The organism is Streptomyces sp. NPDC048659, assembly GCF_040650575.1.
Taxonomy (GTDB): domain Bacteria; phylum Actinomycetota; class Actinomycetes; order Streptomycetales; family Streptomycetaceae; genus Streptomyces.
Window position 1 is genome coordinate 141,574 of record NZ_JBEZHM010000011.1, and the last position, 25,890, is coordinate 167,463.

The window sequence follows — 25,890 nt, forward strand, 5'->3', positions numbered from 1 at the left end:
CATGGCATCTGTATTCGAGTACGCGCCGGCGCCCGAGTCCCGGTCCGTCGTCGACATCGCCCCCTCCTACGGCCTGTTCATCGACGGCGAGTTCGTCGACGCGGCCGACGGCAAGGTCTTCAAGACCGTCTCCCCCTCCACCGAGGAGGTCCTGTCCGAGGTCGCCCAGGCGGGCGCCGAGGACGTGGACCGCGCGGTGAAGGCGGCGCGGAAGGCGTTCGAGAAGTGGTCGGCGCTGCCCGGCTCCGAGCGCGCCAAGTACCTCTTCCGGATCGCCCGGATCATCCAGGAGCGCAGCCGCGAGCTGGCCGTCCTGGAGACCCTGGACAACGGCAAGCCGATCAAGGAGACCCGCGACGCGGACCTCCCGCTGGTCGCCGCGCACTTCTTCTACTACGCGGGCTGGGCCGACAAGCTGGACCACGCCGGCTACGGCGCCGACCCGCGCCCGCTGGGCGTGGCCGGCCAGGTCATCCCGTGGAACTTCCCGCTGCTGATGCTGGCGTGGAAGATCGCCCCGGCCCTCGCGACCGGCAACACGGTCGTCCTGAAGCCGGCCGAGACGACCCCGCTCTCCGCGCTGTTCTTCGCGGACATCTGCCGCCAGGCGGGCCTGCCCAAGGGCGTCGTCAACATCCTTCCGGGGTACGGCGACACGGGCGCCGCCCTGGTCGCGCACCCGGACGTGAACAAGGTCGCCTTCACCGGCTCGACCGCCGTCGGCAAGGCCATCGCGCGCTCCGTCGCGGGCACCGACAAGAAGGTGACCCTGGAGCTGGGCGGCAAGGGCGCCAACATCGTCTTCGACGACGCCCCCGTCGACCAGGCCGTCGAGGGCATCGTCAACGGCATCTTCTTCAACCAGGGCCAGGTCTGCTGCGCGGGCTCGCGCCTGCTGGTCCAGGAGTCGATCCACGACGAGCTGCTGGACTCCCTCAAGCGCCGCCTGAGCACCCTGCGCCTGGGCGACCCGCTCGACAAGAACACCGACATCGGCGCCATCAACTCCGCCGAGCAGCTGGCCCGGATCACCACGCTCGTCGAGCGGGGCGAGACGGAGGGCGCCGAGCGCTGGTCCGCCCCCTGCGAGCTCCCCTCGGCCGGCTACTGGTTCGCCCCGACGCTGTTCACCGGCGTCACCCAGGCGCACACGGTGGCCCGCGACGAGATCTTCGGCCCGGTCCTGTCGGTGCTGACCTTCCGTACCCCCGACGAGGCCGTCGCCAAGGCCAACAACAGCCAGTACGGCCTGTCGGCGGGCATCTGGACGGAGAAGGGCTCCCGCATCCTCGCGGTCGCGAACAAGCTCCGGGCCGGCGTCGTCTGGGCCAACACGTTCAACAAGTTCGACCCGACCTCGCCCTTCGGCGGCTACAAGGAGTCGGGCTTCGGCCGCGAGGGCGGCCGCCACGGCCTGGAGGGCTACCTCGATGTCTGACACGACCCGTCTTGGCGTCTTCAAGACCTACAAGCTGTACGTGGGCGGGAAGTTCCCGCGTTCCGAGAGCGGCCGGGTGTACGAGGTGACCGACTCCAAGGGCAACTGGCTGGCCAACGCGCCGCTCTCGTCCCGCAAGGACGCCCGTGACGCGGTCGTCGCCGCCCGCAAGGCGTTCGGCGGCTGGGCGGGCGCGACCGCGTACAACCGCGGCCAGATCCTCTACCGCGTCGCCGAGATGCTGGAGGGCCGCCGGGACCAGTTCGTCCGCGAGGTCGGCGAGGCCGAGGGCCTGTCGAAGTCGAAGGCGGCGGCGGTCGTCGACGCGGCGATCGACCGCTGGGTCTGGTACGCGGGCTGGACCGACAAGATCGCCCAGGTCGTCGGCGGCGCCAACCCGGTGGCGGGCCCGTACTTCAACCTGTCCACCCCGGAGCCGACCGGCGTCGTCACCGTCCTCGCCCCGCAGGACTCGTCCTTCCTGGGCCTGGTCTCGGTGATCGCCCCGGTCATCGCGACCGGCAACACGGCGGTCGTCGTCACCAGCGAGAAGGCCCCGCTGCCCGCCCTGTCCCTGGGCGAGGTGCTGGCCACCTCCGACCTGCCCGGCGGCGTGGTCAACCTGCTCTCCGGCAAGGCGTCCGAGATGGGCCCGCACCTCGCGGCCCACCAGGACGTCAACGCGATCGACCTGACCGGCGCCGACGCCGAGCTGGCGCGCGAGCTGGAGATCGCGGCGGCGGACAACCTGAAGCGGGTCCTGCGCCCGCGCGCCGAGGACTTCACCGCGTCCCCCGGCACGGACCGCATGACCGCGTTCCTGGAGACCAAGACGGTCTGGCACCCGACGGGTTCGCTGGGCGCCTCCGGCTCCGCCTACTGAGCCCCGCGCACCCGACGCCCCCGGCACGGCCCCCGAGGCCGCGCCGGGGGCGTCGGCCGTCTACGGGAGCAGCGACTGCGTCAGCGGCCCCGCCACGGGCAGGTCGGCCAGCGCCCCGCCCTTGGTGACGTGGTCGGTGAGCAGGGTGGTGCCGACCGGCTTGAAGTCGGCGATCTGGGTGCCCAGCCCGTTGTCGAGCGGGTCCACGCCGGTGTTGGCCAGCGGGTCGAGCTGGAGCCGGGTCAGCGGCGCCACCGCGTGCCCGACACCCGACAGGGCGGCGGCGCCGTCGACCTGGGTGAGCGAGTCGCCCGGCAGCGGCACCGGCAGGGCCTGCGCGGCCTGCGCCGCACCGCCCACGCCGAGCATGGCCGCGCCGGCCGCCGTGACCGTGAGACCGGCCTTCAGCAGGGCACCGCGGCGGGGGGTCCTGGATTCTGCGTGACGCGCCATGAAGATCCTTCCGGAGAGTGAGAGGGCGGGTACGGACAGTAGTGGAGGTGTGATGCTCGATACCAACGGGCCGCCTCGGTGGTCCCCTTTACGGGGTAATGGTTCACACTGGTGTCCCGTGAGTTCCCAACCGATCCCGACCCGGGTCGTCCTGCTCGCGGGCCCCTCAGGCTCCGGCAAGTCGTCCCTCGCCGCCGTCACCGGCCTCCCGGTGCTGCGCCTCGACGACTTCTACAAGGAGGCCGACGACCCCTCGCTGCCGCTGGTCGAGGGCAGCGCGGACGTCGACTGGGACTCCCCACGCTCCTGGGACGGTGACGCGGCCGTCGCCGCGATCGTGGAGCTCTGCCGCAGCGGCCGGACCGCCGTGCCGGTGTACGACATCTCCACCAGCTCCCGCGTGGACCACGAGACCCTCGACATCGAGCGGACCCCGCTGTTCGTGGCCGAGGGCATCTTCGCCGCCGACATCGTCGCGCGGTGCAGCGAGCTCGGCGTGCTGGCCGACGCGCTCTGCCTGCGCGGGCGCCCCTCCACGACCTTCCGCCGCCGCCTCCTGCGCGACCTCAAGGAAGGCCGCAAGTCGGTCCCCATGCTGCTGCGCCGGGGCTGGCGCCTGATGCGCGCCGAGCGCTCGATCGTGGCCCGCCAGGCCGCCCTGGGCGCCCACCCCTGCGGCAAGGACGAGGCGCTGGGCCGGCTGGCCGCCGCCGCGGCGGGCCGCTGCCGCACCCCCGCGACCCGCTGACCCGGGCCCGGCCCCGTACACGCGCCGAGGGCCGGACAGGATCCCCCGATCCTGTCCGGCCCTCGCCGTTTTCCCCCGTACCCCCGTACGGTCCCCCGTGCTTCCCCCGTGTTCCCCCGTACCGCCCTCAGGCGACCAGCTCGCCGAAGGACTCCTCCTCGTCACGGCCGAAGCTCAGCACCTCGTCCTCGCGCAGCCTCCGCAGGGAGCGCCAGATGCTCGACTTCACCGTGCCGACACTGATGTCCAGGATCTCCGCGATCTCCGGATCCGTACGGCCCTCGTAGTAGCGCAGCACCAGCATCGTGCGCTGGAGCTCGGGCAGCCGGGCCAGGGCCTGCCACAGGACCGCGCGCAGCTCGGTGCCCCGCATCGCGTCCGTCTCGCCCACCGTCTCCGGCAGCTCCTCGGTCGGGTACTCGTTGAGCTTGCGGCGGCGCCAGGCGCTGATGTGCAGATTGGTCATCGTGCGCCGCAGGTAGCCCCCGACCGCGGCCTTGTCGCTGATCCGGTCCCACGCCCGGTAGGTGGAGAACAGCGCGCTCTGCAGCAGGTCCTCCGCCTCGAAGCGGTCGCCGGTCAGGTGGTAGGCGGTGGCGTACAGGGAGGCCCGGCGCTCCTGGACGTAGGCCGTGAACTCGGCCTCCGAACAGCCGGAGCGCTCCCCCGTGACCTCCCCGTACACCGCTGCCCCGTCAGCCACGGCGACCATGTACGGCGCCTTGTGCTGACGCCCGACGCTGCGAACGCACCCCCGTCCGTTCACCGCGCCGGACTTCTCCGCACTCCGGGTGACGTCGTGGAGGCGCGTGACAACTGCGCTTGAGGTGGTGCTGTGCAGTGCGTTCATTTCGCGCCCCCCGCCGGTTGGAGTCCGTAGGTCCTTGATGTCGAGAAGCCTGCCCGGCCCACTTCATCGGGGTGTCCCCCGACTGTCACAGGCGTGTCACAGGCGGGGGGTCGAAAGGCCCCCCGGCCGGACGGTCGATCCCGGACGGCCTGATGGGACAGAATGAGGCCGTGCCTTTCCTGTTGCTGATCGAGGACGACGACGCCATCCGCACGGCCCTCGAACTCTCCCTGTCACGCCAGGGCCACCGTGTGGCCACCGCGGCGACGGGAGAGGACGGCCTGAAGCTCCTCAAGGAGCAGCGGCCCGACCTGGTCGTGCTGGACGTGATGCTGCCCGGCATCGACGGATTCGAGGTGTGCCGCCGGATCCGGCGTACGGACCAGCTGCCGATCATCCTGCTGACCGCCCGCAGCGATGACATCGACGTGGTGGTGGGGCTGGAGTCCGGCGCCGACGACTACGTGGTGAAGCCCGTGCAGGGCCGGGTGCTCGACGCCCGGATCCGGGCCGTGCTGCGGCGCGGCGAGCGGGAGTCCACCGACTCGGCCAGCTTCGGCTCGCTGGTCATCGACCGTTCCGCGATGACCGTCACGAAGAACGGCGAGGACCTCCAGCTCACCCCGACCGAGCTGCGGCTGCTCCTGGAGCTGAGCCGGCGGCCCGGACAGGCCCTGTCCCGGCAGCAGTTGCTGCGGCTGGTGTGGGAGCACGACTACCTGGGCGACTCGCGCCTGGTGGACGCCTGTGTGCAGCGGCTGCGGGCCAAGGTCGAGGACGTGCCGTCCTCGCCGACCCTGATCCGCACCGTGCGGGGTGTCGGCTACCGGCTGGACGTCCCTGCGTGAGCAAAGGGATCATCGCGGGGCTCCGGCTCACCAGCCTGCGGCTCCGGCTCGTCGTCGTGTTCGCCCTCGTCGCCCTCACCGCCGCCGCGGCGGCGTCCGGGATCGCGTACTGGCTGAACCGCGAGGCGGTGCTGACCCGCACCCAGAACGGGGCGCTCAACGACTTCCGGCAGGAGATGCAGAACCGGGCGGCGACGCTGCCGCCGCGGCCCACCGAGGAGGAGCTGCGCCGCACCGCCGAGCAGATGGCGAGCGGCAGCGCCGGCTACAGCGTGCTGCTGATCGGCGAGCGGGACGCGGGCAAGCCGATCGTCGGCGCCTCCGACCCGGACGCCTTCACGCTCGCGGACGTGCCGCGCTCGCTGCAGACCGCGGTGGAGACCAAGCGTCCTGTGACGGACGCCAACGACTTCCCGTACCACCTGTTCTGGCAGCGGACCCAGCGCGAGTCGACGCCCTACCTGGTGGGCGGGACGAAGATCGACGGCGGCGGGCCGACCGGCTACATGTTCAAGTCGCTCGCCGCGGAGAAGGCCGACCTCAACTCGCTCGGCTGGTCCCTCGGGATCGCCACCGGGCTCGCGGTGATCGGCTCGGTGCTGCTCGCGCAGGTCGCCTCCTCGACCGTGCTGCGGCCGGTGCAGCGGCTCGGCGAGGCCGCCCGGCAGCTCGGCGAGGGCAAGCTGGACACCCGCCTCCAGGTCTCCGGCACCGACGAACTGGCCGATCTGTCCCGTACGTTCAACAGCGCGGCCGAATCGCTGCAGAAGCGGGTCGCGGACATGAGCGCCCGGGACGAGGCCAGCCGGCGCTTCGTCGCCGACATGTCGCACGAGCTGCGCACCCCGCTGACCGCGCTGACGGCCGTGACCGAGGTCCTGGAGGACGAGCAGGACTCGCTCGACCCGATGATCGCGCCCGCGGTCGCGCTGGTGGTCAGCGAGACCCGGCGGCTCAACGACCTGGTGGAGAACCTGATGGAGGTGACCCGCTTCGACGCGGGCACCGCCCGGCTGGTCCTGGACGACGTGGACATCGCCGACCAGATCACCGCCTGCATCGACGCGCGGGCCTGGCTCGACGCGGTGGACCTGGACGCCGAGCGCGGGATCGTGTCCCGGCTCGATCCGCGCCGGCTCGACGTGATCCTGGCCAACCTGATCGGCAACGCGCTCAAGCACGGCGGCTCGCCGGTGCGGGTCTCGGTGCGCACCGAGGAGACGGAGACCGGCGAGGACCTGGTGATCGCGGTGCGCGACCACGGGCCCGGCATCCCCGAGGAGGTGCTGCCGCACGTCTTCGACCGCTTCTACAAGGCGAGCGCCTCCCGGCCCCGCTCCGAGGGCAGCGGCCTCGGCCTGTCGATCGCGATGGAGAACGCGGTGATCCACGGCGGTTCGATCACCGCCGCCAACTCGGCCGACGCGGAGGGCCGGGTGGACGGCGCGGTGTTCGTGCTGCGGCTGCCCCGGGACGCCTCCGGGATCGCGCGGGAGCTGCAGACCCGCAGCAGCCAGGGTGAGGAGGAGCGTTGAGACGTCGTCGTACGGGCGCCGGTGCCCTGCTCGCGGCGGGCGCGGTGCTGGCCGCCGGGCTGCTGTCGGGCTGCGGGATCCGGACCACCTCGGTGCCGGTGGACGCGGGCGCCGCGCCCACCCGGGTGCCGTGCAACGTGACCGACGAGTCGTCCGCGCCGGGGGTGCCGGGGGTGCCGCTGCGCGTGTACCTGCTGTGCGGGGCGCAGCTGGAGCGGGTGGACCGGCGCTCGCCGCTGCCGGAGGAGAAGACGGTCGGCGACCCGGTGCGCACGGCGTCGGCGCTGCTGACGCAGCTGGAGACGGAGCCCTCGGACGGCGAGCGGCAGGCCGGGTTCGCCACGGCGGTGAAGGGGCCGCTGGTGGTGACCGCCGGGCACCGGGGCGACCCGAAGGGCACGCTGCGGCTGAGCCGTCAGCCGGAGGACCTGCCGCCGACGGCGTTCGCGCAGATCGTGTGCACCTTCGCGGAGAGCGCGGCGGGCGCGGGCGGGGACACGGTGGTGCTGGGCGGGCCCGGCCCGTACGAGCCGCGGCGCTACCGGTGCACGCAAGAGCTGAAGGAGCGCCCGGACTCGGCGGTGCAGACGGTCCAGACGGGGCCGGGCGCTTCCTGAGCGCGCGGCGGCCCGGGGGCTTCCTCATCGGGCCGCGCCCCGTCGCTGACCTCGGGTTTCGGGGGGCCGGAACCGATTCCGCCGGGGCGCGCGTCTTGGGGGGCGTGCAGCGTCAAGGTTCGGGTGATTCCGACGGTTCGGGCGGCAGTGCCGCCGTGGTCGTGCGCGTGGCGGGGTTCGTCCTCCTCCTCGCCCATCTGCTGCTGGTCGCCTGGGTGGCGCTCCGCCCCCGCGACGTGGCCTGGGTGATGGCGCCGAATCTGACCCCGCTGGCCGGGATCAGAGGCGATCTGGCGCTCGGCGCGGCCGAGGCGGTCCGGCGGATCGGCGGGGAGCTGCTGCTGCTGGCTCCGCTCGGGGTGCTGCTGCCGATGGCGGACGGGCGGCTGTGCGTCTCCCCGTGGGCCTCGCTGGTCCGGACGACGGCGGCGGGGGCGCTGCTGTCGGTGACGATCGAGCTGTTGCAGACGGCGGTGCCGGGGCAGGTCGTGGACGTGGACTCGGTGCTGCTGAACACGGCGGGGGTGGCGCTCGCCCATCTGCTGGTGGTGCCGGCCGGGCGGGCGCGGCTGCGCCGCAGGTCGGGGACGGTCTCCTCCTCGGGGAGGAGACCGGCGCGTTCCCCGCAGGGGGCGACCCCGACGATTCCCAGGGTCGGGATCGCCCCGTAGACCGACGCTTCGTCCCCCGGTGCCGGGCGAGGATGGAGTCACATCGGGGGGCCGACGAGCGGCCCCCGCGAGACTCCGAAGGAGCCCACCATGGCCGCACTTGCCCGCCCCCGTGAAGGACGCGTGATCGGTGGAGTGTGCGCGGCGCTGGCACGGCGCTTCGGCATCTCCTCGACGACGATGCGCGTGATCTTCGTGGTGTCCTGTCTGCTGCCGGGGCCGCAGTTCCTGCTGTACCTGGCGCTGTGGGTGCTGCTGCCGGCGGAGAAGGCGTCGAGCACCGCCTGGTAGCCGCGCCCGTCCGTCCGTACACATGCCTGAGGGCGCCCCTCCCGGTCCGGGAGGAGCGCCCTCGGGCGTGTGCGCGGTGCGGGGCCGGATCAGACCGGGAGGCCGAGGCCGCCGGTGGGCAGGCCGCCGGTGAGCTGGCCGACCGGGAGGCCGCCGAGGAGGCCGGTGAGCTGGCCGGCCGGGGTGTGGGCGAGGCCGGCCTGGACGCCGTCCATGGGGACCTTGGTGGCCTGGTCGGTGACCGGCGGGAGGGCCTTGGTGGCCTGGTCGGCGATCTGCGGGAGGGTGCCGACGCCCTGCTCGGCGCCGAGGTTGAGGGCGTTCTGGCCGGCGCCGAGGGTCTCGGCGACGCCGGAGGGCAGGTCGGTCACGTCCTCGCCGAGCGGGACGACGCTGGTGACCGTGCCGAGCGCGTCGGTGCCGACGAGCGGCAGCGCGGCGGCGGAGGCCGTCCCGGCGGCGGCAGCGGCGAATGCGGCACCGAGGGCGGCGACACCGAGCGTCTTGGCGGCAGACTGCTTCATCAGAAAATCGTCCTCAGGAATCTCAGTGGGGAATGCAGAGTGGCTACGCAAACTAATCAGCGAAAGGCCCCGCCGCAAACACCGGAAGGCGGCCGGGCGTGGTGGGCCCGGCCGCTCCGATGATCATCCTGGAAGGGGTGCTCAGCCCGCCTGGCGGGAAGACTCGCTGGTCGTGGCGGTCTGCTGGAACAGCCATTCGGACTTGAGCTCCGCATAGCCCGGCTTGATCACGTCATTGATCATTGCGAGCCGTTCATCGAAAGGAATGAACGCTGATTTCATCGCATTGACCGTGAACCACTGCATGTCGTCGAGCGTGTAGTCGAATGCCTCGACCAGCAATTCGAATTCCCGGCTCATGCTCGTGCCGCTCATCAGCCGGTTGTCGGTGTTGACCGTCGTACGGAAGTGCAGCTTGCGGAGCAGCCCGATGGGGTGGTCCTTGTACGAGTCGGCGGCGCCGGTCTGCAGGTTGGAGGTCGGGCACATCTCCAGCGGGATGCGCTTGTCCCGCACGTACGCGGCCAGCCGGCCGAGGGTGACCGAGCCGTCGTCGGCGACCTCGATGTCGTCGATGATCCGCACCCCGTGGCCGAGCCGGTCGGCGCCGCACCACTGCAGGGCCTGCCAGATCGACGGCAGGCCGAACGCCTCGCCCGCGTGGATCGTGAAGTGGTTGTTCTCCCGCTTCAGGTACTCGAAGGCGTCCAGGTGCCGGGTGGGCGGGAAGCCCGCCTCGGCGCCCGCGATGTCGAAGCCGACGACCCCGCTGTCCCGGTAGCGGTTGGCGAGCTCCGCGATCTCCAGGGCGCGGGCGGCGTGCCGCATCGCCGTGAGCAGGGCGCCGACCCGGATCCGGTGTCCGTTCGCCCTGGCCTGGCGCTCGCCCTCGCGGAAGCCCTCGTTCACCGCCTCGACGACCTCTTCGAGAGTCAGCCCGCCCTCCAGGTGCTGCTCGGGGGCGTAGCGGACCTCCGCGTAGACGACGCCGTCCTCGGCGAGGTCCACGGCGCACTCGGCGGCGACCCGGACCAGCGCCTCGCGGGTCTGCATGACGGCGCAGGTGTGGGCGAAGGTCTCCAGGTAGCGCTCCAGGGAGCCGGAGTCGGCGGCCTCCCGGAACCAGGTGCCGAGCTTGTCGGGCTCGGTCTCGGGAAGGTTCTCGTAACCCTGGGCACGGGCGAGTTCGATGATCGTGCCGGGGCGCAGTCCACCGTCGAGGTGGTCGTGGAGAAGCACCTTCGGGGCGCGGCGGATCTGGTCCGCGGCGGGGGTGCTGGGGATCTGGCTCGTCATTTCCGCACTGTAGCGCCTACGCGCGTAGAGCGCGCCCCTTTCGGCGCCGTCCGCCCGCCCGGAAATCCGGTGCGGACGCCCGTACCGGCGGCCTAGCCTGGGCGTATGCCCGCCACCCCGCCCTCCGGAGCCGAAGCCGCCGGTGCCGCCGAAGCCTTTGGTGCCTCTGGTGCCTCCGGTGCCTCTGATGCCTCGACAGTCGCCGTCGACGCCGACGCCGAACTGCGCCGCCTGCACGGCTTCATCGCCGCGTTCACCCGGCGGCAGGCCGCGCGCACCGTCCCCGTCCCCGGCGGCTTCGCCGCGCTCGACGACGCGTACGCCCTGTCCCACGGGAACAACCACGTCCTGATCGACGGCCCGACCGACCCCGAGGCGCTGCCCGCCGTCGCGGACGAGGCCCTGGCCGGGCTGCCGCACCGCGCGGTGTACGTGCTCGACGCGGCGACCGGGGACGCCTGCGCGGAGCCGATGGCCCGCGCCGGGTACGCCCTCACGCGCACGGTCCTGATGCGCCACACCGGACCCGCCCCCGCGCCCGGCGGGGCCCGCGAGGTCGGTCTCCCGGCGCTGCGCGGGCCGGTCGCCGCGAGCTGGCGGCGCTTCCTGCCGGACGCCCCCGACGAGGTGGTCCGGGTCCTGGTGGAGCGGCGCGCGGCCCGGCTGCGCGGCACCGACGACGTACGCTTCCTCGCCTCGCTCGACGAGACCGGCGAACCCGCCTCCTGGGCCGACCTCTATCTGGACCCGGCCGCCGGGCTCGCCCAGATCGAGGACCTCGTCACGGCGGCGGACCACCTCGGGCGGGGCCACGCGGGCGCCGTCCTCGACACCGCGCTGCACCTCGCGGAGCGGGCCGGCTGCCCCGACCGCTTCCTCATCGCGCTGGCCGACGACTGGCCCCGCCGCTGGTACGAGCGGCGCGGCTTCGTCGTGGTCGGCGGTGTCCACTGCTTCGAACGGACGTGAGACCGCCGCCCGTTCGCCCGACGGGACGCGCCGGACGATATGTAACAGTGATCGCGCGTACGGATGGCGTACACCTCCGCTTCTGAGACTGTTCCGTCATGGCGCACTACGCACTCGTAGGGACGACCGGCTCCCGGAGACCCCGGCTCGGGCGGCCCGCAGGAGCGACGAACCCGGTCACGGAGGCGGGCGGGGTGGTCCTGCTGCTCCCCGACGGCGAACCCTCCTCCACCCGGGGCCCGTCCCCGCTCGCCCACGCCGGCACGCTCCCGCTGGCCCGCCGGCTGGCCCGCGCGGGCCGGGCCGACGGCCTCGTCGCGCACGTGGTGCGCTACCGGGGGCGCGGCTGGAACGGCGCGGACGCGCAGCTCGCCGAGGACGCGCGCTGGGCCGTGTCCGAGGCGGTCCGCCGCTACGGCGACGTGCCGGTCTGCCTGCTGGGCCGCGGCATGGGCGCCCGGGCGGCGCTGCGGGCGGGCGGGCACCCGGCGGTGTCGGCGGTCCTGGCGCTCGCGCCCTGGCTGCCCGAGGAGGACCGGGCGGCCGAGCCCGAGCCGGTGCGCCAGCTCCTCGGGCGGCGGGTGCTGATCGTGCACGGCACCAACGACTCCCGGACCGACCCCGAGCTGTCCTACCGCTTCGCCGAGCGGGCCAAGAAGTCCAACCGGGACACCTGCCGCTTCGAGGTGCACGCCGACGGGCACGCGCTGCGGCAGTACCACGAGGAAGTCGGCAACCTGGCCGCCGACTTCGTACTCTCCGCCCTCTTCTCCCGCGCCCAGAGCCGGCCGCTCGCGGACGCGATGGCCGCGCCGCCGCCGCTGGGGCTGCGGATGCCGCTGGCGGCGGGGTTCGGACGCTCGTTCCGCTGACGGTCCGCCGAGAGTGCGCTGACGGCCCGCTCCCGTCACCCCCGTCGCCCCCGTCACTCGGGCAGCAATGTGCCCCGCTGGCCGAGCAGGAACTTCTTGAAGGCGGCCACCGGCGGGGTGTCCGGGTGCCCGTCGAGCCAGGCCACGCCGATCTCGCGGACCGCCCGCGGCGAGGTCACGCCCAGCTCGACCACCCCGGGCCGGGCGACCGCGGGCGGCGGCAGCAGGGCGACCCCGAGGCCCGCCGCGACCAGGCCGCGCAGGGTCTCGGCCTCCTCGCCCTCGAAGGCGATCCGGGGCGCGAACCCGGCCTGGGCGCACAGGTCGTCGGTGATCCGGCGCAGCCCGTACCCCGGCTCCAGGGTCACGAAGGTCTCGTCGGCGGCCTCGGCCAGCCGGATCCGCTTGCGGCCCGCGAGGCGGTGGTCGTCCGGGACCACCAGCCGCAGCCGCTGCTCGTCGAGGCGGCGGGCCACCAGGTCGGGGGCGTCGGGCACCGGCGAGGTCAGGCAGAGGTCGAGCTCCCCGGCCCGGAGCCGCTCGATCATCGCCTCGCCGTAGTTCTGGACGAGGCTGAAGCGGACCTTGGGGTGGTCCACCCGGAAGGCGCGGATGAGGCCGGGCACGGTCTCGGAGCCCATGGTGTGCAGGAAGCCGAAGGCGACCCGGCCCGAGGCGAGGTCGGCGTCGGCCCGCACCGAGTCGGCGGCCTTCTCGACCTCGGCGAGCGCCCGTTCGGCGGCGGTCAGGAAGCGGCGGCCGGCCGGGGTGAGCGCGACCGTGCGCCCGCGGCGGGCGAAGAGGGCGACGCCGAGGTCCTCTTCGAGCCGGACCACGGCCCGCGAGAGGGTCGACTGGGGCACGCCCATCTCGGCGGCGGCCCGGGTCACGTGCTCGTGCCGGGCGACCGCCGCGAAGTACGCGAGCCTCGGCGCGAGCACCGGTCCCATGTCTTCTTCGTTACTGTTCGGTGACAGCCGATGCCCTGACCTGTACTCATGCGCCATGGGAACGATTACAGCAGGTTCGTGCATTGGACGCATGAACCGGACGGTCCTACGTTCGAACCATGCCTTCCGCCAGTACCAAGGCGGCCGCCACCAGCCCGGCCGCCGATTCCCGCCTCTCCCCCGGTGCCCCCGGCTACCGCCGGATGAGCCTCGCGCTGTTCGCCGCGGGAGTGGCCGCCTTCGCCCTCCTCTACTCCACCCAGGCCCTCCTCCCGGCCGTCTCCGCCGCGTTCGGCGCCACCGCCTCGGCCGCCTCCTGGACGGTCTCCGCCGCGACCGGCGCGCTCGCCCTGTGCGTGCTCCCCCTCAGCGCCCTGTCCGAGCGCTTCGGGCGCCGCTCGATGATGACGGCCTCGCTCGCGGTCGCCGTCGGCGTCGGCCTCCTCGTCCCCTTCGCGCCCAGCCTGGAGGTCCTGATCGCGCTGCGCGCCGTGCAGGGCGCGGCGCTGGCAGGCGTGCCGGCCTCGGCGATGGCCTTCCTCGCCGAGGAGGTGCGGCCGAAGGCGCTGATCGCGGCGATCGGCCTGTTCGTGGCGGGCAACTCCATCGGCGGCATGAGCGGACGGATCGTCACCGGCTGGGTCGCCCAGCTGTGGGGCTGGCGGGCGGGCCTGGCGGCCGTCGGCCTGCTCTCGGTGGCCTGCGCGGTCGCCTTCCGGCTGCTGCTGCCCAAGGCCCGGCACTTCACCCCGGGCCCGCTGAACCCCGGGGCGCTCGTCCGGACCGTGCGGGGGCACCTCGCGGACCCGCTGCTCAGGCGGCTGTACCTGATCGGCGCGCTGTTCATGACGGTCTTCGGCGCCGTGTACACGGTCATCGGCTACCGGCTGGTCGAGGCTCCGTTCTCGCTGCCGCAGGGCGTGATCGGCTCGATCTTCCTGGTCTACCTGGTCGGCACGGTCTCCTCGGCCGCCGCGGGCAAGCTGGTCGGCCGGATGGGCCGGCGCGGGGCGCTCTACCTGGCCGTCTCCACGACGGCGGCGGGCCTGCTGCTGTCGCTCGCCGACGCGCTGCCCGCCGTCCTCGCGGGCCTGGTGCTGATCACGGCCGGCTTCTTCGCCGGGCACGCGGTCGCCTCCTCCTCGGTCAGCCGCACCGCGAAGACGGGCCGCGCGCAGGCGTCGGCGCTGTACCAGTCCGCGTACTACCTGGGCAGCAGCGCGGGCGGCACGCTCGGCGCGGTCGCCTACCACGCGGGCGGCTGGGCCGGGACGGTCCTGATCGGTCTGGTGGCGGTGCTCGGCGTCGTGTCGGTCACCCTCTGCGGCACGCACAGCGCGCGCGTCGAGGCGCGCCGGACCGAGGCCGAGCGGCTCGGCCTCGCCTGCTGAGCGAACGCAACTGTTCGGCTCCCCCGAGCGTCGTAAAGGCAGGACTCAAGGGGGAGTTGACAGATATGAAGGCGATACGGAGGAGAGCGGGCATCGGCCTCGCGGTCACCGCGCTGGTCGTTCCGGCGACGGTGGCGATCGGCGCCGCGCCCGCGGCGGCGGCGTCCTGCAACGCGACGGCGGGCCCGTACCAGAAGCAGGTGGAGAAGTTCCTCGGCCGGCCGGTGGACGGGCGCCAGTCGTCCACCGACTGCAAGGCGATCCAGAACTTCCAGCTCAAGCACGGCATCACGCCCTCGGCGGGGTACGCCGGGACGGTCACCTGGCGCACGATGTCCACGATGCTGGCGCAGCGGGCCGCGGGGACCAATCCCAACAAGGACCGCAAGTGCCCGACGAACAAGGGCCGGATCGCCTGCGTGGACCTGACCCGGCAGCTCAGCTGGATCCAGGACGGCGCGAAGCTGAAGTACGGCCCGGTGCCGGTGCGCACCGGCAAGGCGGCCTCGCCGACCCGGACCGGCGCCAAGAAGATCTACTGGCGCAACATCAACCACTGGTCGACGCTGTACAACGTGTCGATGCCGTACGCCCAGTTCTTCGACGGCGGCCAGGCGTTCCACTCGACCACCAAGTCCATGTGGAACCCGCCGGGTTCGGGCGGCTGCGTGAACATGCGGTCGGCCGACGCCAAGGCGTACTGGAACCTGCTCAGGAACGGTGACGACGTGTACGTGTACGGGCGCAAGCCGGGCACGTGACGCGGGACGGCCCCGCGATGTCGGTGCCCTGCGGTAGCTTCCCCTCATCGGCCCCGACCACGGTGCCGGTGAGGGGCGAGTGGGGTGGACCGATGACGGACGTGCTGACCGAAGACCTTGAGAAGTACCGTACGGAGCTGACGGGTTACTGCTACCGGATGCTCGGCTCCGCCTTCGAGGCGGAGGACGCGGTGCAGGACACCATGGTGCGCGCCTGGCGCGCGCTCGACTCCTTCGAGGGGCGCTCCTCGCTCCGCTCCTGGCTCTACCGGATCGCCACCAACGTGTGCCTGGACTCGCTCAGCGCGGGCAACCGCCGGGCCCGGCCGATGGACCTGTCGGAGCCCACCCCGGTCGCCCAGGCCCGGCTCAACGAGCGGCCCGAGATCACCTGGCTGGAGCCGGTGCCGGACGGGCGGGTGCTGCCCTCGGTGGCGGACCCGGCGGAGACCGCGGTGTCCCGGGAGACCGTGCGGCTCGCCTTCGTGGCGGCGCTCCAGCACCTGCCGCCGAAGCAGCGGGCGGTGCTGATCCTGCGCGAGGTGCTGGCCTGGAAGGCGGTCGAGGTGTCCGAGCTGCTCGGCACCACCGTCGCCTCGGTCAACAGCGCGCTCCAGCGGGCCCGCGCCACGCTGGCCGAGCAGGCGCCGGCCGCCTCGGACGCGGCGAATCCGCTGGACGAGGAGCAGAAGGCGCTGCTGGACCGCTATGTCGCGGCCTTCGAGGGCTACGACATGCAGGCGCTGACCGCGATCCTCCACGAGGACGCGACGATGTCCATGCCGCCTTACGACCTGTGGCTGCGCGGCCACGACGACATCGTGGGCTGGATGCTGGGTGTCGGCGAGGTCTGCCGCGGCTCGAAGCTGGTGGCGACCGTGGCGAACGGGCAGCCGGCCTTCGCGCACTACCACCCGGACCCGGAGGGCGGCTTCGCCCCGTGGGCGCTGATCGTGCTCCAGCTGCACGACGGGAAGGTGGGCGGGATGGACTTCTTCCTGGACACCAAGCGCTGGTTCCCGCTGTTCGACCTGCCGGAGCGGCTGCCCGCCGCCTGATCAGCACAGCAGCCCGCCGAGGCCGACCAGGCCGAGTACGGAGCGCAGCTCGGGCCCGGCTCCCCGGAAGGTGAGCCGGTGCCCGCGCCGCCGGGCGGCGAGCCGCAGCCGGGCGAGGGCGTCGACGGCGGCGAGGCCGCCGGGCGGGTCGAGCCCGGCGAGCTCGCAGACGACGTCGGCGGGCTCGGCGGCGGCGAGCAGCGCGCAGAGCCCGGCGACCTGCTCCGGGGCGGGGCGGCCGGTGAGCCGCAGTTCGAGCGTTCGAAGACTGTCCACACCAGGTGGACCCCCGCGGGGCCCGCAACTCATCGCGGGGCGCTTCCGGGCGCCCCGTAGGCTCGGCCCATGACTCATGATCGTGTCGAACTGGTGATCTTCGACTGCGACGGCGTGCTGGTCGACAGCGAGCGGGTGTACTGCCGGGTGGACCGGGAGGTCTTCGCGGAGGTGGGCGCGGAGTTCACCGAGGAGGAGATGGCGGAGCTCTTCATAGGCGTCTCCCACGGGCGGCTCACCGAGCTCGTGTCCGAGCGGGCCGGGCGCCCGCTGGCCGCGGACTGGCAGCGCCCGTTCCGGCAGCGGTACGAGGACGCGCTGGACGCGGAGCTGACGGTGGTCGAGGGGGTCACCGAGGTCCTCGACGCCCTGGACGTGCCCTTCTGCCTCGCCTCCAACGGGAGCCCCGAGAGCATCCGCGCCAACCTCACCCGCACCGGCCTGCTCGACCGCTTCGAGGGCCGGATCTTCAGCGCCCGGCACGTGCCCCGCCCGAAGCCGGCCCCCGACCTCTTCCTGCACGCCGCCGCCACGATGGGCGTCCCGCCGGAGCGCTGCGCCGTCGTGGAGGACAGCCCGTACGGCGTCGCGGCCGCCCGCGCGGCCGGAATGCGCGCCTTCGGCTACGCGGGCGGCCTGACCACCGCGCCCCGGCTGGCGGGCCCGGGCACGGTGGTCTTCGAGGACATGCGGGAGCTGGTGGGACTGCTCGGCTAGCGCCTGTCCTCCGGGTCGGGACCCGGGGTCAGGAGATGCGGTCCAGCACGATCGGGTTCGCCGTGAAGGGGGTGCCCGCCGGGGCGATGTCCCAGGCCGCGGCCAGGGACTTCAGGGCGTAGTCGAACTTCTCCGGGGTGTCCGTGTGCAGGGTCAGCAGCGGCTGGCCCGCGGTGACCGTGTCGCCCGGCTTGGCGTGCAGTTCGACACCCGCGCCGGCCTGCACCGGGTCCTCCTTGCGGGCGCGGCCCGCGCCCAGGCGCCAGGCGGCGACGCCGATGTCGTACGCGTCCAGGCGGGTCAGGACGCCCGAGGACGGGGCGGTGAGGACGTGCTGCTCGCGGGCGACCGGGAGGGCCGCGTCCGGGTCGCCGCCCTGGGCCTGGATCATGCGGCGCCAGACGTCCATCGCGGAGCCGTCCGCGAGGGCCTTGGCCGGGTCGGCGTCGGTGATGCCGGCCGCGGTCAGCATCTCGCGGGCCAGGGCGACGGTGAGCTCGACGACGTCCGCCGGGCCGCCGCCCGCCAGGACCTCCACGGACTCGCGGACTTCGAGGGCGTTGCCCGCGGTGAGGCCGAGCGGGGTCGACATGTCGGTGAGCAGCGCGACCGTCTTCACGCCGCTGTCGGTGCCGAGCTGCACCATCGTGGAGGCCAGCTCGCGGGCGTCCTCGATGGTCTTCATGAAGGCGCCGGTGCCGACCTTCACGTCGAGGACGAGCGAGCCGGTGCCCTCGGCGATCTTCTTCGACATGATCGAGGAGGCGATCAGCGGGATCGCCTCGACCGTGCCGGTCACGTCGCGCAGCGCGTACAGCTTCTTGTCGGCGGGGGCCAGGCCGTCGCCCGCCGCGCAGATGACCGCGCCCGTGGTGTCGAGGACGTGCAGCATCTCCTCGTTGGAGAGCAGCGCCCGCCAGCCGGGGATGGACTCCAGCTTGTCGAGGGTGCCGCCGGTGTGGCCGAGGCCCCGGCCGGAGAGCTGCGGCACGGCCGCGCCGCAGGCGGCGACCAGCGGGGCGAGCGGCAGGGTGATCTTGTCGCCGACGCCGCCGGTGGAGTGCTTGTCGGCGGTGGGGCGGGAGAGGGAGGAGAAGTCCATGCGCTCACCGCTCGCGATCATCGCCGCGGTCCAGCGGGCGATCTCGTCGCGGTTCATGCCGTTGAGCAGGATCGCCATGGCCAGGGCGGACATCTGCTCGTCGGCGACCTCGCCGCGGGTGTAGGCGTCGATGACCCAGTCGATCTGCTCGGGGCTCAGCTCGCCCTTGTCCCGCTTGGTGCGGATGACGGAGATGACGTCCATGGTGGAGCCTCTTTCTACGCGCATAGAGGGGTGAAGAGAGGGGTTAGGAGAAGGGTGGTACTCGTGGGAAGGCCGGAGCGGCCCTTCCATGGTGGCGGAAGGGCCGCTCCTGCGTCCTACTTGCTCAGGTGCTCCGGGCCGAACGCCTGCGGCAGCATCTCCGCCAGCGTGATCAGGCCGGCGGGCGTCTCCAGGACGAGCTCGGGGCCCCCGAACTCGTACAGCAGCTGCCGGCAGCGACCGCACGGGACCAGCGGGCCGCCGCTGCCGTCCACGCACACGAAGTGCGTCAGCCGGCCGCCGCCGGTGGCCTGGAGCTGCGACACGAGGCCGCACTCGGCGCACAGCCCGAGGCCGAAGGAGGCGTTCTCCACGTTGCAGCCGGAGACCGTCCGCCCGTCGTCCACGAGCGCCGCCGCGCCGACCGGGAAGCCCGAGTACGGGGCGTACGCGCGGGCCATCGCCGCGCGCGCCGCCGTCCGCAGGGCCTCCCAGCCGGACTCCGCGAGGGGCGTCGTCACTTGCCCTGGCCCTTGCGGTAGGGCAGGCCGTCCGCCTTCGGCATCCGCAGCCGCTGCGCCGACAGGGCCAGCACGAGCAGCGTGGTGACGTACGGGGCGGCGTCCACGAACTGGCTCGGGACCTCGTCGGTGAACGCGTACCAGAGGAAGAAGCCGGCGGCGAAGGCGGCGGAGATGCCCGCGACCACGTACTTCTTCTTGTACAGCTGCCACAGCATGGCGATCACAAGCAGCAGCGCGACCAGCAGCAGCAGGGCGTGCACGTTCTCGGCGCCGCCGCGCAGCTTGAGGCTGTCGGTGAAGCCGAAGAGGCCCGCGCCCATCGCCATGCCGCCCGGCATCCAGTTGCCGAAGATCATCGCGGCGAGACCGATGTAGCCGCGGCCGCCGGTCTGGCCCTCCTGGTAGATGCCGGTGGCGACGATCGCGAGGAACGCGCCGCCGAGACCGGCCAGGCCGCCGGAGACGGTGACGGCGATGTACTTGTACTTGTAGACGTTGACACCGAGCGACTCGGCCGCGACCGGGTTCTCACCGCAGGAGCGCAGCCGCAGGCCGAAGGAGGTCCGCCACAGCAGCCACCAGGTGCCCGGGATCAGCAGGATCGCGACCACGGTCAGCAGCGACAGGTTGGTGACCAGGCCGCCGAGGATGCCGGCGATGTCGGAGATCAGGAACCAGTGCTTCTGCTGGAGGTCCTGCAGCCAGTCCGAGAGCCCTGGCACCGTGATCTGGGTGATCTGGTCGATGCGCGGGGACTGCTTGGAGGAGCCGCCCTCGGCCTCGCCGAAGGTGAAGTTCGACAGGTAGCGGGTGAAGCCCACCGCGAGGATGTTGATCGCCACACCGGAGACGATGTGGTTCACGTTGAAGGTCACGGTGATGATCGCGTGCAGCAGGCCGCCGATGGCGCCGCCCAGGATGCCGACGAGCACGCCGGTCCAGGGACCCCACTGGTAGCCGGCCCAGGCACCGAACCAGGTGCCCAGGATCATCATGCCTTCGAGACCGATGTTGACGACACCGGCGCGCTCGGCCCACAGGCCGCCGAGACCGGCGAGGCCGATCGGCACGGCGAGCTGGAGGGCGCCGGAGACCTGGCCGACGGAGGTGAGGTCGGAGGCCCCGGAGACGACCCGGACCAGCGAGAACAGGACGAGAGCGGCCGCGACGATCAGCAGGATCCAGGGCCAGGTCAGCTTGCGGCGCCCGGCGCTCTTGGGCGCGGCGCTCGGCTTGGCGACGGTGCCGGTGCTCATGCCGCCACCTCCTTGTCGGTCTTGATGGCGCCGCCGGCGGCGAGCTGCTCGCCGACCTTCTGCTGCTGGCGGCGGAGGCCGTAACGGCGGACGAGCTCGTAGGAGACGACCACGGCGATCACGATGATGCCCTGCATGATCTGGGTGATCTCCTTCGGGTACCCGGCGGTGTCGAGCGAGCTCGACGCCTTGTCCAGGAACGCGAAGAGGAGCGCCGCGAAGAGGATGCCGACCGGGTGGTTGCGGCCGAGCAGCGCGATGGCGATGGCGGTGAAGCCGACGCCGACCGGGAAGTCGAGGCTGTACGTGTGGGTCTCGCCCAGCAGCGTCGGCATGCCGGACAGGCCGGCCAGCGCGCCGGAGATGAGCATCGTGGTGAGGATCATCCGCTTGGCGTCGACGCCGCTGGCCTGCGCGGCGGACTCGCTGGCGCCGGTGGCGCGCAGGTCGAAGCCGAACTTGGTGCGGTTGAGCGCGAACCAGTAGACGACGCCGAGCGCGAGCGCGACGAAGGTGAAGCCGTAGATCGTGCCGTTGCCCTCGCCCATGTCGATGCCCGGGAACCAGCCGGACTCGGCGATGTCGCCGGTGGTGAGGTTGTTGGAGCCGGCCGGCTGGACGCCGAAGTTCTTCGGCAGGATCAGCCAGGCCACCAGCGCGGTGGTGATCGCGTTGAGCATGATCGTCGAGACGACCTCGGAGACCCCGCGGGTGGTCTTCAGGATGCCCGCGACACCGGCCCAGGCGGCACCGGTGAGCATCGCGACCAGCACGATCAGCAGGATGTGCAGCGGACCGGGCAGCGTGACCGCGGCACCGACGACGGCCGAGATCATCGCGGCCAGGCGGTACTGCCCGTCGACGCCGATGTTGAAGAGGTTCATCCGGAAGCCGACGGCCACGGCCAGGGCCGCCAGGTAGTAGATCCCGGTCTGGTTGATGATCAGGACCTGGACGTCCGAGTACGCCGCGTTCTCGATCATCAGCTGGATCGGCTCGATCGGGTCGAGGCCCGTCGCGAGCAGCACCAGCACGGTGAGGACGAACGAGGTGACCAGGGCGAGCACGGGACCCGCGGCCCCGATGATCAGCTTGTCCTTGTCGATTTTCATCATCGGGCGTCACCGTCTTCGGGGTGCTCTTCGGCGCCTTCGAGGTGGCCGGTGGCCGCGCCGGTCATGGCGGAGCCCAGCTCCTCGGGCGTGATGGTGGCGGGGTCGGCGTCGGCGACCAGCTTGCCGCGGTACATGACGCGGAGGGTGTCGGACAGACCGATCAGCTCGTCCAGGTCGGCGGAGATCAGCAGCACCGCCAGGCCCTCGCGGCGGGCGTCGCGGATCGCGTCCCAGATCTGCGCCTGCGCGCCGACGTCCACACCGCGGGTGGGGTGGGCGGCGATCAGGAACTTGGGGTTGTGGCTCATCTCGCGGCCGACGATCAGCTTCTGCTGGTTGCCGCCGGAGAGCGAGGCCGCGGTGACCTCGATGCCGGGGGTGCGCACGTCGTACTCGCGCACGATCCGCTCGGTGTCCTTGCGGGCGGCCTTCGGGTCGAGGATGCCGCGCTTGGAGTTGGGCTCCTCGGTGACGTGGCCGAGGATGCGGTTCTCCCAGAGCGGGGCCTCCAGGAGCAGGCCGTGGCGGTGCCGGTCCTCGGGGATGTAGCCGATGCCGCCCTCGCGCCGCTTGCGGACCGAGACCTTGGAGATGTCGGTGCCGTCCAGGCTGATGACACCCGCGTCGGGGCTGTTCATGCCCATCAGGGCCTCGATGAGCTCGGTCTGGCCGTTGCCCTCGACACCGGCGATGCCCAGGATCTCGCCCTTGTGGATGGTGAACGAGACGTCGTCGAGCAGCCTGCGGCCGGCGACGGCCTCGTCGTGCACCTCCACCACGGTGGCCGGGTCGGCGGGCGCGGCGGTGGTCAGCGGCGCGGTGGCGGCGGCCCCGGACTCGACGAGGGACAGGCCCGTCACCTGGAGCATCGGGACGTCCGTCACCGTCGACTCGCGGGTCTCCGGCGAGGGCAGCTCGGTGCCGACCATCAGCTCGGCGAGCTGCTTGGTGGTGGCGGTCTTCGGGTCGGCGGTGCCGACCGTGGTACCGCGGCGGATGACGGTGATGTCGTCGGCGACCTTCAGGACCTCGCCCAGCTTGTGCGAGATGAAGATGACGGTCAGGCCCTCGGACTTGAGCTCGCGCAGGTTGTCGAAGAGCGCGTCGACCTCCTGCGGGACGAGGACCGCGGTCGGCTCGTCGAGGATGAGGATCTTGGCGCCTCGGTAGAGGACCTTGAGGATCTCCACGCGCTGCCGGTCGGCGACGCCGAGGTCCTCGACGAGGACGTCGGGGCGGACCCCGAGGCCGTACGCGTCGGAGATCTCCTGGATCTTCCGACGGGCCTTGCCGCCGATGCCGTAGAGCTTCTCGCCGCCGAGGACGACGTTCTCCAGGACGGTGAGGTTGTCCGCGAGCATGAAGTGCTGGTGCACCATGCCGATGCCGCGCGCGATGGCGTCACCCGGGCTCGCGAACGTGACCTGCTCGCCGTCGATGGCGATGGTGCCCTCGTCCGGCTTCTGCATCCCGTAGAGGATCTTCATCAGGGTGGACTTGCCGGCACCGTTCTCGCCGATGAGGGCATGGACGGTGCCCTTGCGGACGGTGATGGCGATGTCCCTGTTGGCGACGACGCCGGGGAACCGCTTGGTGATGCCGTGGAGTTCGACGGCAGGGGGGCTGGACGCGTTGATGGCGCACTCTCCTTGGCCGGAAGGAGCGGGAGCGGAGGGGCAGGGCGGGGCGAAGTTATCGTGCCGGTGTGACATCTACACGCGTAGCGCTGCCGAAAATTGAAAACCCGTACGGGAATGCGCCCGCAGCCCGGTGCCAGTGGACGGTGCCACTGGGACCGGGCCCCGGGCTCAGGTCGTGACCTGGTGCCGTTACGGCGTGGTCTTGACCGTGATCTTGCCGTCGACGATGTCCTTCTTCGCCTGGTCGACAGCGGCGATGAGCTCGGTCATCTTCTTGTAGGCGGGGTTGGAGTCGGCCAGGCCGACGCCGTCCGTGGCGAGGCCGTAGCGGATCTCACCGGTCTGCGGCTTGCCGTCCTTGACCGACTTGATCAGGTTGAAGACGGAGTCCGAGACGTCCTTGGTGACCGAGGTGAGGATGCTGTCCTTGTAGGCGGCCAGACCCTTCTGGTTGTACTGGTCGGAGTCGACGCCGATGGCCCACTTGCCGGCCTTCGAGGTGGCCTCGATCGCGCCGGAGCCGGCGAGACCGGCGGCCGCGTAGATCACGTCGGCGCCCTTGTCGAGCTGGCCCTGCGCGGCGGCCTTGCCGAGGTCGGGCTTGGAGAAGCCGTCGAAGTTCGGCGGCTGGGTCAGGTACTGGGTGAGCACCTCGGCCTTGGGGTTGGTGGCCTTGACGCCCTGGGTGAAGCCCGCCTCGAACTTCTTGATCAGCGGGACCTCGACACCGCCGATGAAGCCGACCTTGCCGGTCTTGGACGCCTTGGCGGCGGCGACGCCGGCCAGGTAGGAGCCCTGCTCCTCGTTGAAGACGAGGTTGGCGATGTTCGGGCCGGTCTTCGACGTGTCGTCGATGAGGCCGAAGGTGGTCTTCGGGTACGCCTTGGCGACCTTCTCGATGGCCGGGGCGTAGGCGAAGCCGACGCCGATGACCGGGTTGTTCCCGGCGCGGGCCAGAGCGGTCAGGCGCTGCACCTTGTCGGCGTCGCCCTCGCCCTCGGACGGCTCGGCCTCGGCACCCTTGACGCCGAGCTCGTCCTCGGCCTTCTTCAGGCCCTCGTAGGCGGCGTCGTTGAACGACTGGTCGCCGCGGCCACCGATGTCGTACGCGATGGCGGCCTTGGTGGCACCGGCGGAGGAGCTGGGGCTCGAACCGGTGTCCGTCGACGACTTGCCACAGGCGGTGGCGGACAGGGCGAGGGCCGCGGAGGCGATGCCTACCGTGGTGATCCTGGTGATCCGGCGCAAGAGGAGGGTCCCTTCGAGACTGACCGAAAGCGCCTCTTCCGGCGCTGGTTTCGCGGCGATCGTAACGCGCGTAGATGTCAGTTAAAGACCCGTTCATGAGTCGTTATCGGATCGACGCGAACCAGCCAACCGACCACCCCCGGCGTCCGGCCCGACACGGCCCGTCATACACGCTGGTACGGGCCTGGGGGCCGGGCCCGGAACCGACACGCCGGGGGCTCGGCCGGACGGCGGAACGGGGTGCGGCCGGGCATTAAGTCGTACTTAATGCCCGGTATTCGGGGCTTCTGCGAAAACCAGCCGTTCCGCCCGCGCGGGGTCAGCGCCCGAGGCCGGTCCCGGGGGTCGCGTCGAGCAGCGCCGCGGCGGTGAAGAGCTCCACGCCGACGGTGATGGCGGCCTCGTCCACGTCGAAGTCCCCGGCGTGCAGATCGCGCACCCGGGTGTCGCCGGGGGCCCGGACGCCGAGCCGGGCCATGGCGCCGGGGACGTGCTCCAGGTACCAGGAGAAGTCCTCGCCGCCGAGGGACTGCTCGGTGTCCTCGATCGCGAACGCGCCGCGCCGGGCGGCCATCGCGTCCCGCAGCAGCTCGGTGACGACCGGGTCGTTCACGACCGGCGGGACGCCGCGGACGTAGTCGATGGTGGTCTTGGCCCGGAGCAGGCCCGCGATCTCGTCGATCGCCGCGTGCACCAGGTCCGGGGCCTCGCGCCAGGCGGGCAGGTCCAGGCAGCGGACGGTGCCGGAGAGCTCGGCGTGCTGCGGGATCACGTTGCAGGCGTGCCCGGCGTCGATCCGGCCCCAGGTGATGGAGAGGCCCGAGCGGGCGTCCACCCGGCGCGCGAGGACCGCGGGCACGTCGACGGCGACCCGGGCGGCGGCGGTGACCAGGTCGGTGGTCAGGTGCGGGCGGGCGGTGTGGCCGCCGGGCCCGTCGAGGGTGACCTCCAGGCGGTCGCAGGCGGAGGTGATGGGCCCGGCGCGCAGCCCGATCCGGCCCGCGTCCACGCGGGGGTCGCAGTGCACGGCGATGATCCGGCCGATCCCGTCCAGCACCCCGGCCTCGATCGCGTCGGCGGCGCCGCCGGGCAGCACCTCCTCGGCGGGCTGGAAGATCAGCCGCACCGGGGCCGGGAGGCGGCCCTGCCGGTCCAGCTCGGCGAGGACGAGGCCGGCGCCGAGGACCGTGGTGGTGTGCACGTCGTGGCCGCAGGCGTGGGCGCGGTCGGGCACGGTGGAGCGGTAGGCCACGGACTTGGTGTCCGGAATGGGGAGCGCGTCGATGTCCGCGCGGATCGCCAGCATCGGCCGCCGGCCGTCCCAGCTGCCGATGTCGCAGGTCAGACCGGTGCCGCCGGCCAGCACCCGGGGGGCGAGACCGGCCGCCTCCAGGCGCTTCACGATCGCGGCGGTGGTGCGGAACTCCTGGTTGCCGAGCTCTGGGTGCATGTGCAAGTCCCGGCGGAACGCGATCAGTTCACGGCGCAGCGGGTCGGACAGCGTTCCGGGCAGCGCTGCGGGCGCCGCGTCGGGGCCGGGCTCACGGGACTTCAACTGGTTCACCTTTTGAAGGGTAGGCCCCCAGAGAGATCAACTGCCCGTTGATCACGAAAAGTTCAGCCCGATAGGGGAAAGAAAACTCGTTCCGTGGG

At 72.3% G+C, this 25,890-nt stretch carries 27 protein-coding genes; 14 read left to right on the forward strand and 13 right to left on the reverse strand.

Going from position 1 to position 25,890, the window contains the following annotated elements; translation table 11 throughout:
* The first annotated feature begins 1 nt into the window (after position 1).
* A complete protein-coding gene (locus tag AB0C99_RS11905; RefSeq protein ID WP_362473098.1) occupies positions 2 to 1,438 on the forward strand; it encodes an aldehyde dehydrogenase family protein in 1,437 nt (478 codons plus the stop codon).
* Entirely contained in the window at positions 1,431 to 2,321 is an 891-nt protein-coding gene (locus AB0C99_RS11910) for an aldehyde dehydrogenase family protein (RefSeq protein ID WP_362473101.1), read from the forward strand. The genes AB0C99_RS11905 and AB0C99_RS11910 overlap by 8 nt, the downstream gene beginning before the upstream one ends.
* A 60-nt stretch (positions 2,322 to 2,381) precedes the next feature.
* Here the strand turns inward: AB0C99_RS11910 and AB0C99_RS11915 are convergent, their stop codons facing one another.
* Positions 2,382 to 2,774 carry a hypothetical protein gene (locus AB0C99_RS11915; protein WP_362473104.1) on the reverse strand — a complete coding sequence of 131 codons (393 nt, stop codon included), beginning with the start codon at positions 2,772 to 2,774 and terminating at the stop codon, positions 2,382 to 2,384.
* Positions 2,775 to 2,826: 52 nt separating this feature from the next.
* Between AB0C99_RS11915 and AB0C99_RS11920 the strand changes: the two genes are divergently transcribed.
* Positions 2,827 to 3,522: a uridine kinase gene (locus AB0C99_RS11920; protein WP_362473107.1), complete on the forward strand. Its 696-nt coding sequence runs from the start codon at positions 2,827 to 2,829 to the stop codon at positions 3,520 to 3,522.
* A gap of 127 nt (positions 3,523 to 3,649) precedes the next feature.
* On the opposite strand, the gene AB0C99_RS11925 is transcribed toward AB0C99_RS11920, so the two are convergent.
* The gene (locus tag AB0C99_RS11925) at positions 3,650 to 4,372 is read right to left on the reverse strand and encodes a SigE family RNA polymerase sigma factor (protein WP_362473110.1); all 723 of its coding nucleotides are present in this window, start codon (positions 4,370 to 4,372) and stop codon (positions 3,650 to 3,652) included.
* Between the two features lie 170 nt (positions 4,373 to 4,542).
* On the opposite strand from AB0C99_RS11925, the gene afsQ1 reads away from it, so the two are divergent.
* From afsQ1 to AB0C99_RS11950, 5 genes are all read left to right on the forward strand, one after another.
* Complete coding sequence (gene afsQ1, locus AB0C99_RS11930) at positions 4,543 to 5,220, forward strand: response regulator transcription factor (RefSeq protein ID WP_205628185.1); 678 nt, start codon at positions 4,543 to 4,545, stop codon at positions 5,218 to 5,220.
* Positions 5,217 to 6,755, forward strand: coding sequence for a HAMP domain-containing sensor histidine kinase (locus AB0C99_RS11935; protein ID WP_362473113.1), 1,539 nt, complete (start codon positions 5,217 to 5,219; stop codon positions 6,753 to 6,755). The genes afsQ1 and AB0C99_RS11935 overlap by 4 nt, the downstream gene beginning before the upstream one ends.
* Positions 6,752 to 7,372 carry a hypothetical protein gene (locus tag AB0C99_RS11940; protein ID WP_362473116.1) on the forward strand — a complete coding sequence of 207 codons (621 nt, stop codon included), beginning with the start codon at positions 6,752 to 6,754 and terminating at the stop codon, positions 7,370 to 7,372. The genes AB0C99_RS11935 and AB0C99_RS11940 overlap by 4 nt, the downstream gene beginning before the upstream one ends.
* Before the next feature lie 104 nt (positions 7,373 to 7,476).
* A complete protein-coding gene (locus AB0C99_RS11945; RefSeq protein WP_362473119.1) occupies positions 7,477 to 8,043 on the forward strand; it encodes a VanZ family protein in 567 nt (188 codons plus the stop codon).
* A gap of 90 nt (positions 8,044 to 8,133) precedes the next feature.
* Entirely contained in the window at positions 8,134 to 8,334 is a 201-nt protein-coding gene (locus AB0C99_RS11950; protein WP_362473122.1) for a PspC domain-containing protein, read from the forward strand.
* Between the two features lie 89 nt (positions 8,335 to 8,423).
* Here AB0C99_RS11950 and AB0C99_RS11955 read toward each other — a convergent pair whose 3' ends face one another.
* Both AB0C99_RS11955 and AB0C99_RS11960 read right to left on the reverse strand, forming a co-directional pair.
* Complete coding sequence (locus AB0C99_RS11955) at positions 8,424 to 8,858, reverse strand: hypothetical protein (protein WP_362473125.1); 435 nt, start codon at positions 8,856 to 8,858, stop codon at positions 8,424 to 8,426.
* Positions 8,859 to 8,999: 141 nt separating this feature from the next.
* Positions 9,000 to 10,154 carry an adenosine deaminase gene (locus tag AB0C99_RS11960; protein WP_362473128.1) on the reverse strand — a complete coding sequence of 385 codons (1,155 nt, stop codon included), beginning with the start codon at positions 10,152 to 10,154 and terminating at the stop codon, positions 9,000 to 9,002.
* 105 nt (positions 10,155 to 10,259) lie between these two features.
* On the opposite strand from AB0C99_RS11960, the gene AB0C99_RS11965 reads away from it, so the two are divergent.
* Complete coding sequence (locus tag AB0C99_RS11965) at positions 10,260 to 11,123, forward strand: GNAT family N-acetyltransferase (RefSeq protein WP_362473130.1); 864 nt, start codon at positions 10,260 to 10,262, stop codon at positions 11,121 to 11,123.
* A gap of 98 nt (positions 11,124 to 11,221) precedes the next feature.
* Positions 11,222 to 11,995, forward strand: a complete 774-nt coding sequence (locus AB0C99_RS11970; RefSeq protein ID WP_362473132.1) for an alpha/beta hydrolase — start codon at positions 11,222 to 11,224, stop codon at positions 11,993 to 11,995.
* 53 nt (positions 11,996 to 12,048) lie between these two features.
* Here AB0C99_RS11970 and AB0C99_RS11975 read toward each other — a convergent pair whose 3' ends face one another.
* Positions 12,049 to 13,002, reverse strand: a complete 954-nt coding sequence (locus AB0C99_RS11975) for a LysR family transcriptional regulator (protein WP_362473135.1) — start codon at positions 13,000 to 13,002, stop codon at positions 12,049 to 12,051.
* A gap of 62 nt (positions 13,003 to 13,064) precedes the next feature.
* Between AB0C99_RS11975 and AB0C99_RS11980 the strand changes: the two genes are divergently transcribed.
* The 3 genes from AB0C99_RS11980 (at position 13,065) to AB0C99_RS11990 (ending at position 16,155) form a co-directional block, all read left to right on the forward strand.
* Positions 13,065 to 14,336 carry an MFS transporter gene (locus AB0C99_RS11980; protein ID WP_362473138.1) on the forward strand — a complete coding sequence of 424 codons (1,272 nt, stop codon included), beginning with the start codon at positions 13,065 to 13,067 and terminating at the stop codon, positions 14,334 to 14,336.
* A gap of 65 nt (positions 14,337 to 14,401) precedes the next feature.
* The gene (locus AB0C99_RS11985; RefSeq protein WP_362473140.1) at positions 14,402 to 15,097 is read left to right on the forward strand and encodes a L,D-transpeptidase; all 696 of its coding nucleotides are present in this window, start codon (positions 14,402 to 14,404) and stop codon (positions 15,095 to 15,097) included.
* Positions 15,098 to 15,189: 92 nt separating this feature from the next.
* Positions 15,190 to 16,155, forward strand: a complete 966-nt coding sequence (locus AB0C99_RS11990; protein WP_362473143.1) for a sigma-70 family RNA polymerase sigma factor — start codon at positions 15,190 to 15,192, stop codon at positions 16,153 to 16,155.
* Here the strand turns inward: AB0C99_RS11990 and AB0C99_RS11995 are convergent, their stop codons facing one another.
* On the reverse strand, positions 16,156 to 16,431 hold the full coding sequence (locus AB0C99_RS11995) for an STAS domain-containing protein (RefSeq protein WP_362473146.1): 276 nt from the start codon (positions 16,429 to 16,431) through the stop codon (positions 16,156 to 16,158). It abuts the gene before it with no gap.
* A gap of 69 nt (positions 16,432 to 16,500) precedes the next feature.
* Here AB0C99_RS11995 and AB0C99_RS12000 point away from each other — a divergent pair, with 69 nt between their 5' ends.
* Positions 16,501 to 17,148: an HAD family hydrolase gene (locus tag AB0C99_RS12000; protein ID WP_362473149.1), complete on the forward strand. Its 648-nt coding sequence runs from the start codon at positions 16,501 to 16,503 to the stop codon at positions 17,146 to 17,148.
* A 28-nt stretch (positions 17,149 to 17,176) separates the two neighbouring features.
* On the opposite strand, the gene AB0C99_RS12005 is transcribed toward AB0C99_RS12000, so the two are convergent.
* From AB0C99_RS12005 to AB0C99_RS12035, 7 genes are all read right to left on the reverse strand, one after another.
* The gene (locus AB0C99_RS12005) at positions 17,177 to 18,454 is read right to left on the reverse strand and encodes a thymidine phosphorylase (protein ID WP_362473150.1); all 1,278 of its coding nucleotides are present in this window, start codon (positions 18,452 to 18,454) and stop codon (positions 17,177 to 17,179) included.
* A gap of 116 nt (positions 18,455 to 18,570) precedes the next feature.
* Positions 18,571 to 18,975, reverse strand: a complete 405-nt coding sequence (locus tag AB0C99_RS12010; protein WP_362473153.1) for a cytidine deaminase — start codon at positions 18,973 to 18,975, stop codon at positions 18,571 to 18,573.
* Entirely contained in the window at positions 18,972 to 20,234 is a 1,263-nt protein-coding gene (locus tag AB0C99_RS12015; protein ID WP_362473156.1) for an ABC transporter permease, read from the reverse strand. The genes AB0C99_RS12010 and AB0C99_RS12015 overlap by 4 nt, the downstream gene beginning before the upstream one ends.
* Positions 20,231 to 21,349, reverse strand: coding sequence for an ABC transporter permease (locus AB0C99_RS12020; RefSeq protein ID WP_362473159.1), 1,119 nt, complete (start codon positions 21,347 to 21,349; stop codon positions 20,231 to 20,233). Before AB0C99_RS12020 ends, AB0C99_RS12015 begins: the two co-directional genes overlap by 4 nt.
* Positions 21,346 to 23,061 carry an ABC transporter ATP-binding protein gene (locus AB0C99_RS12025; RefSeq protein WP_362473162.1) on the reverse strand — a complete coding sequence of 572 codons (1,716 nt, stop codon included), beginning with the start codon at positions 23,059 to 23,061 and terminating at the stop codon, positions 21,346 to 21,348. The genes AB0C99_RS12020 and AB0C99_RS12025 overlap by 4 nt, the downstream gene beginning before the upstream one ends.
* A 117-nt stretch (positions 23,062 to 23,178) precedes the next feature.
* Complete coding sequence (locus AB0C99_RS12030; RefSeq protein ID WP_362473165.1) at positions 23,179 to 24,237, reverse strand: BMP family ABC transporter substrate-binding protein; 1,059 nt, start codon at positions 24,235 to 24,237, stop codon at positions 23,179 to 23,181.
* 319 nt (positions 24,238 to 24,556) lie between these two features.
* On the reverse strand, positions 24,557 to 25,801 hold the full coding sequence (locus AB0C99_RS12035) for an amidohydrolase (protein ID WP_362473168.1): 1,245 nt from the start codon (positions 25,799 to 25,801) through the stop codon (positions 24,557 to 24,559).
* Between the last annotated feature and the right edge of the window lie 89 nt (positions 25,802 to 25,890).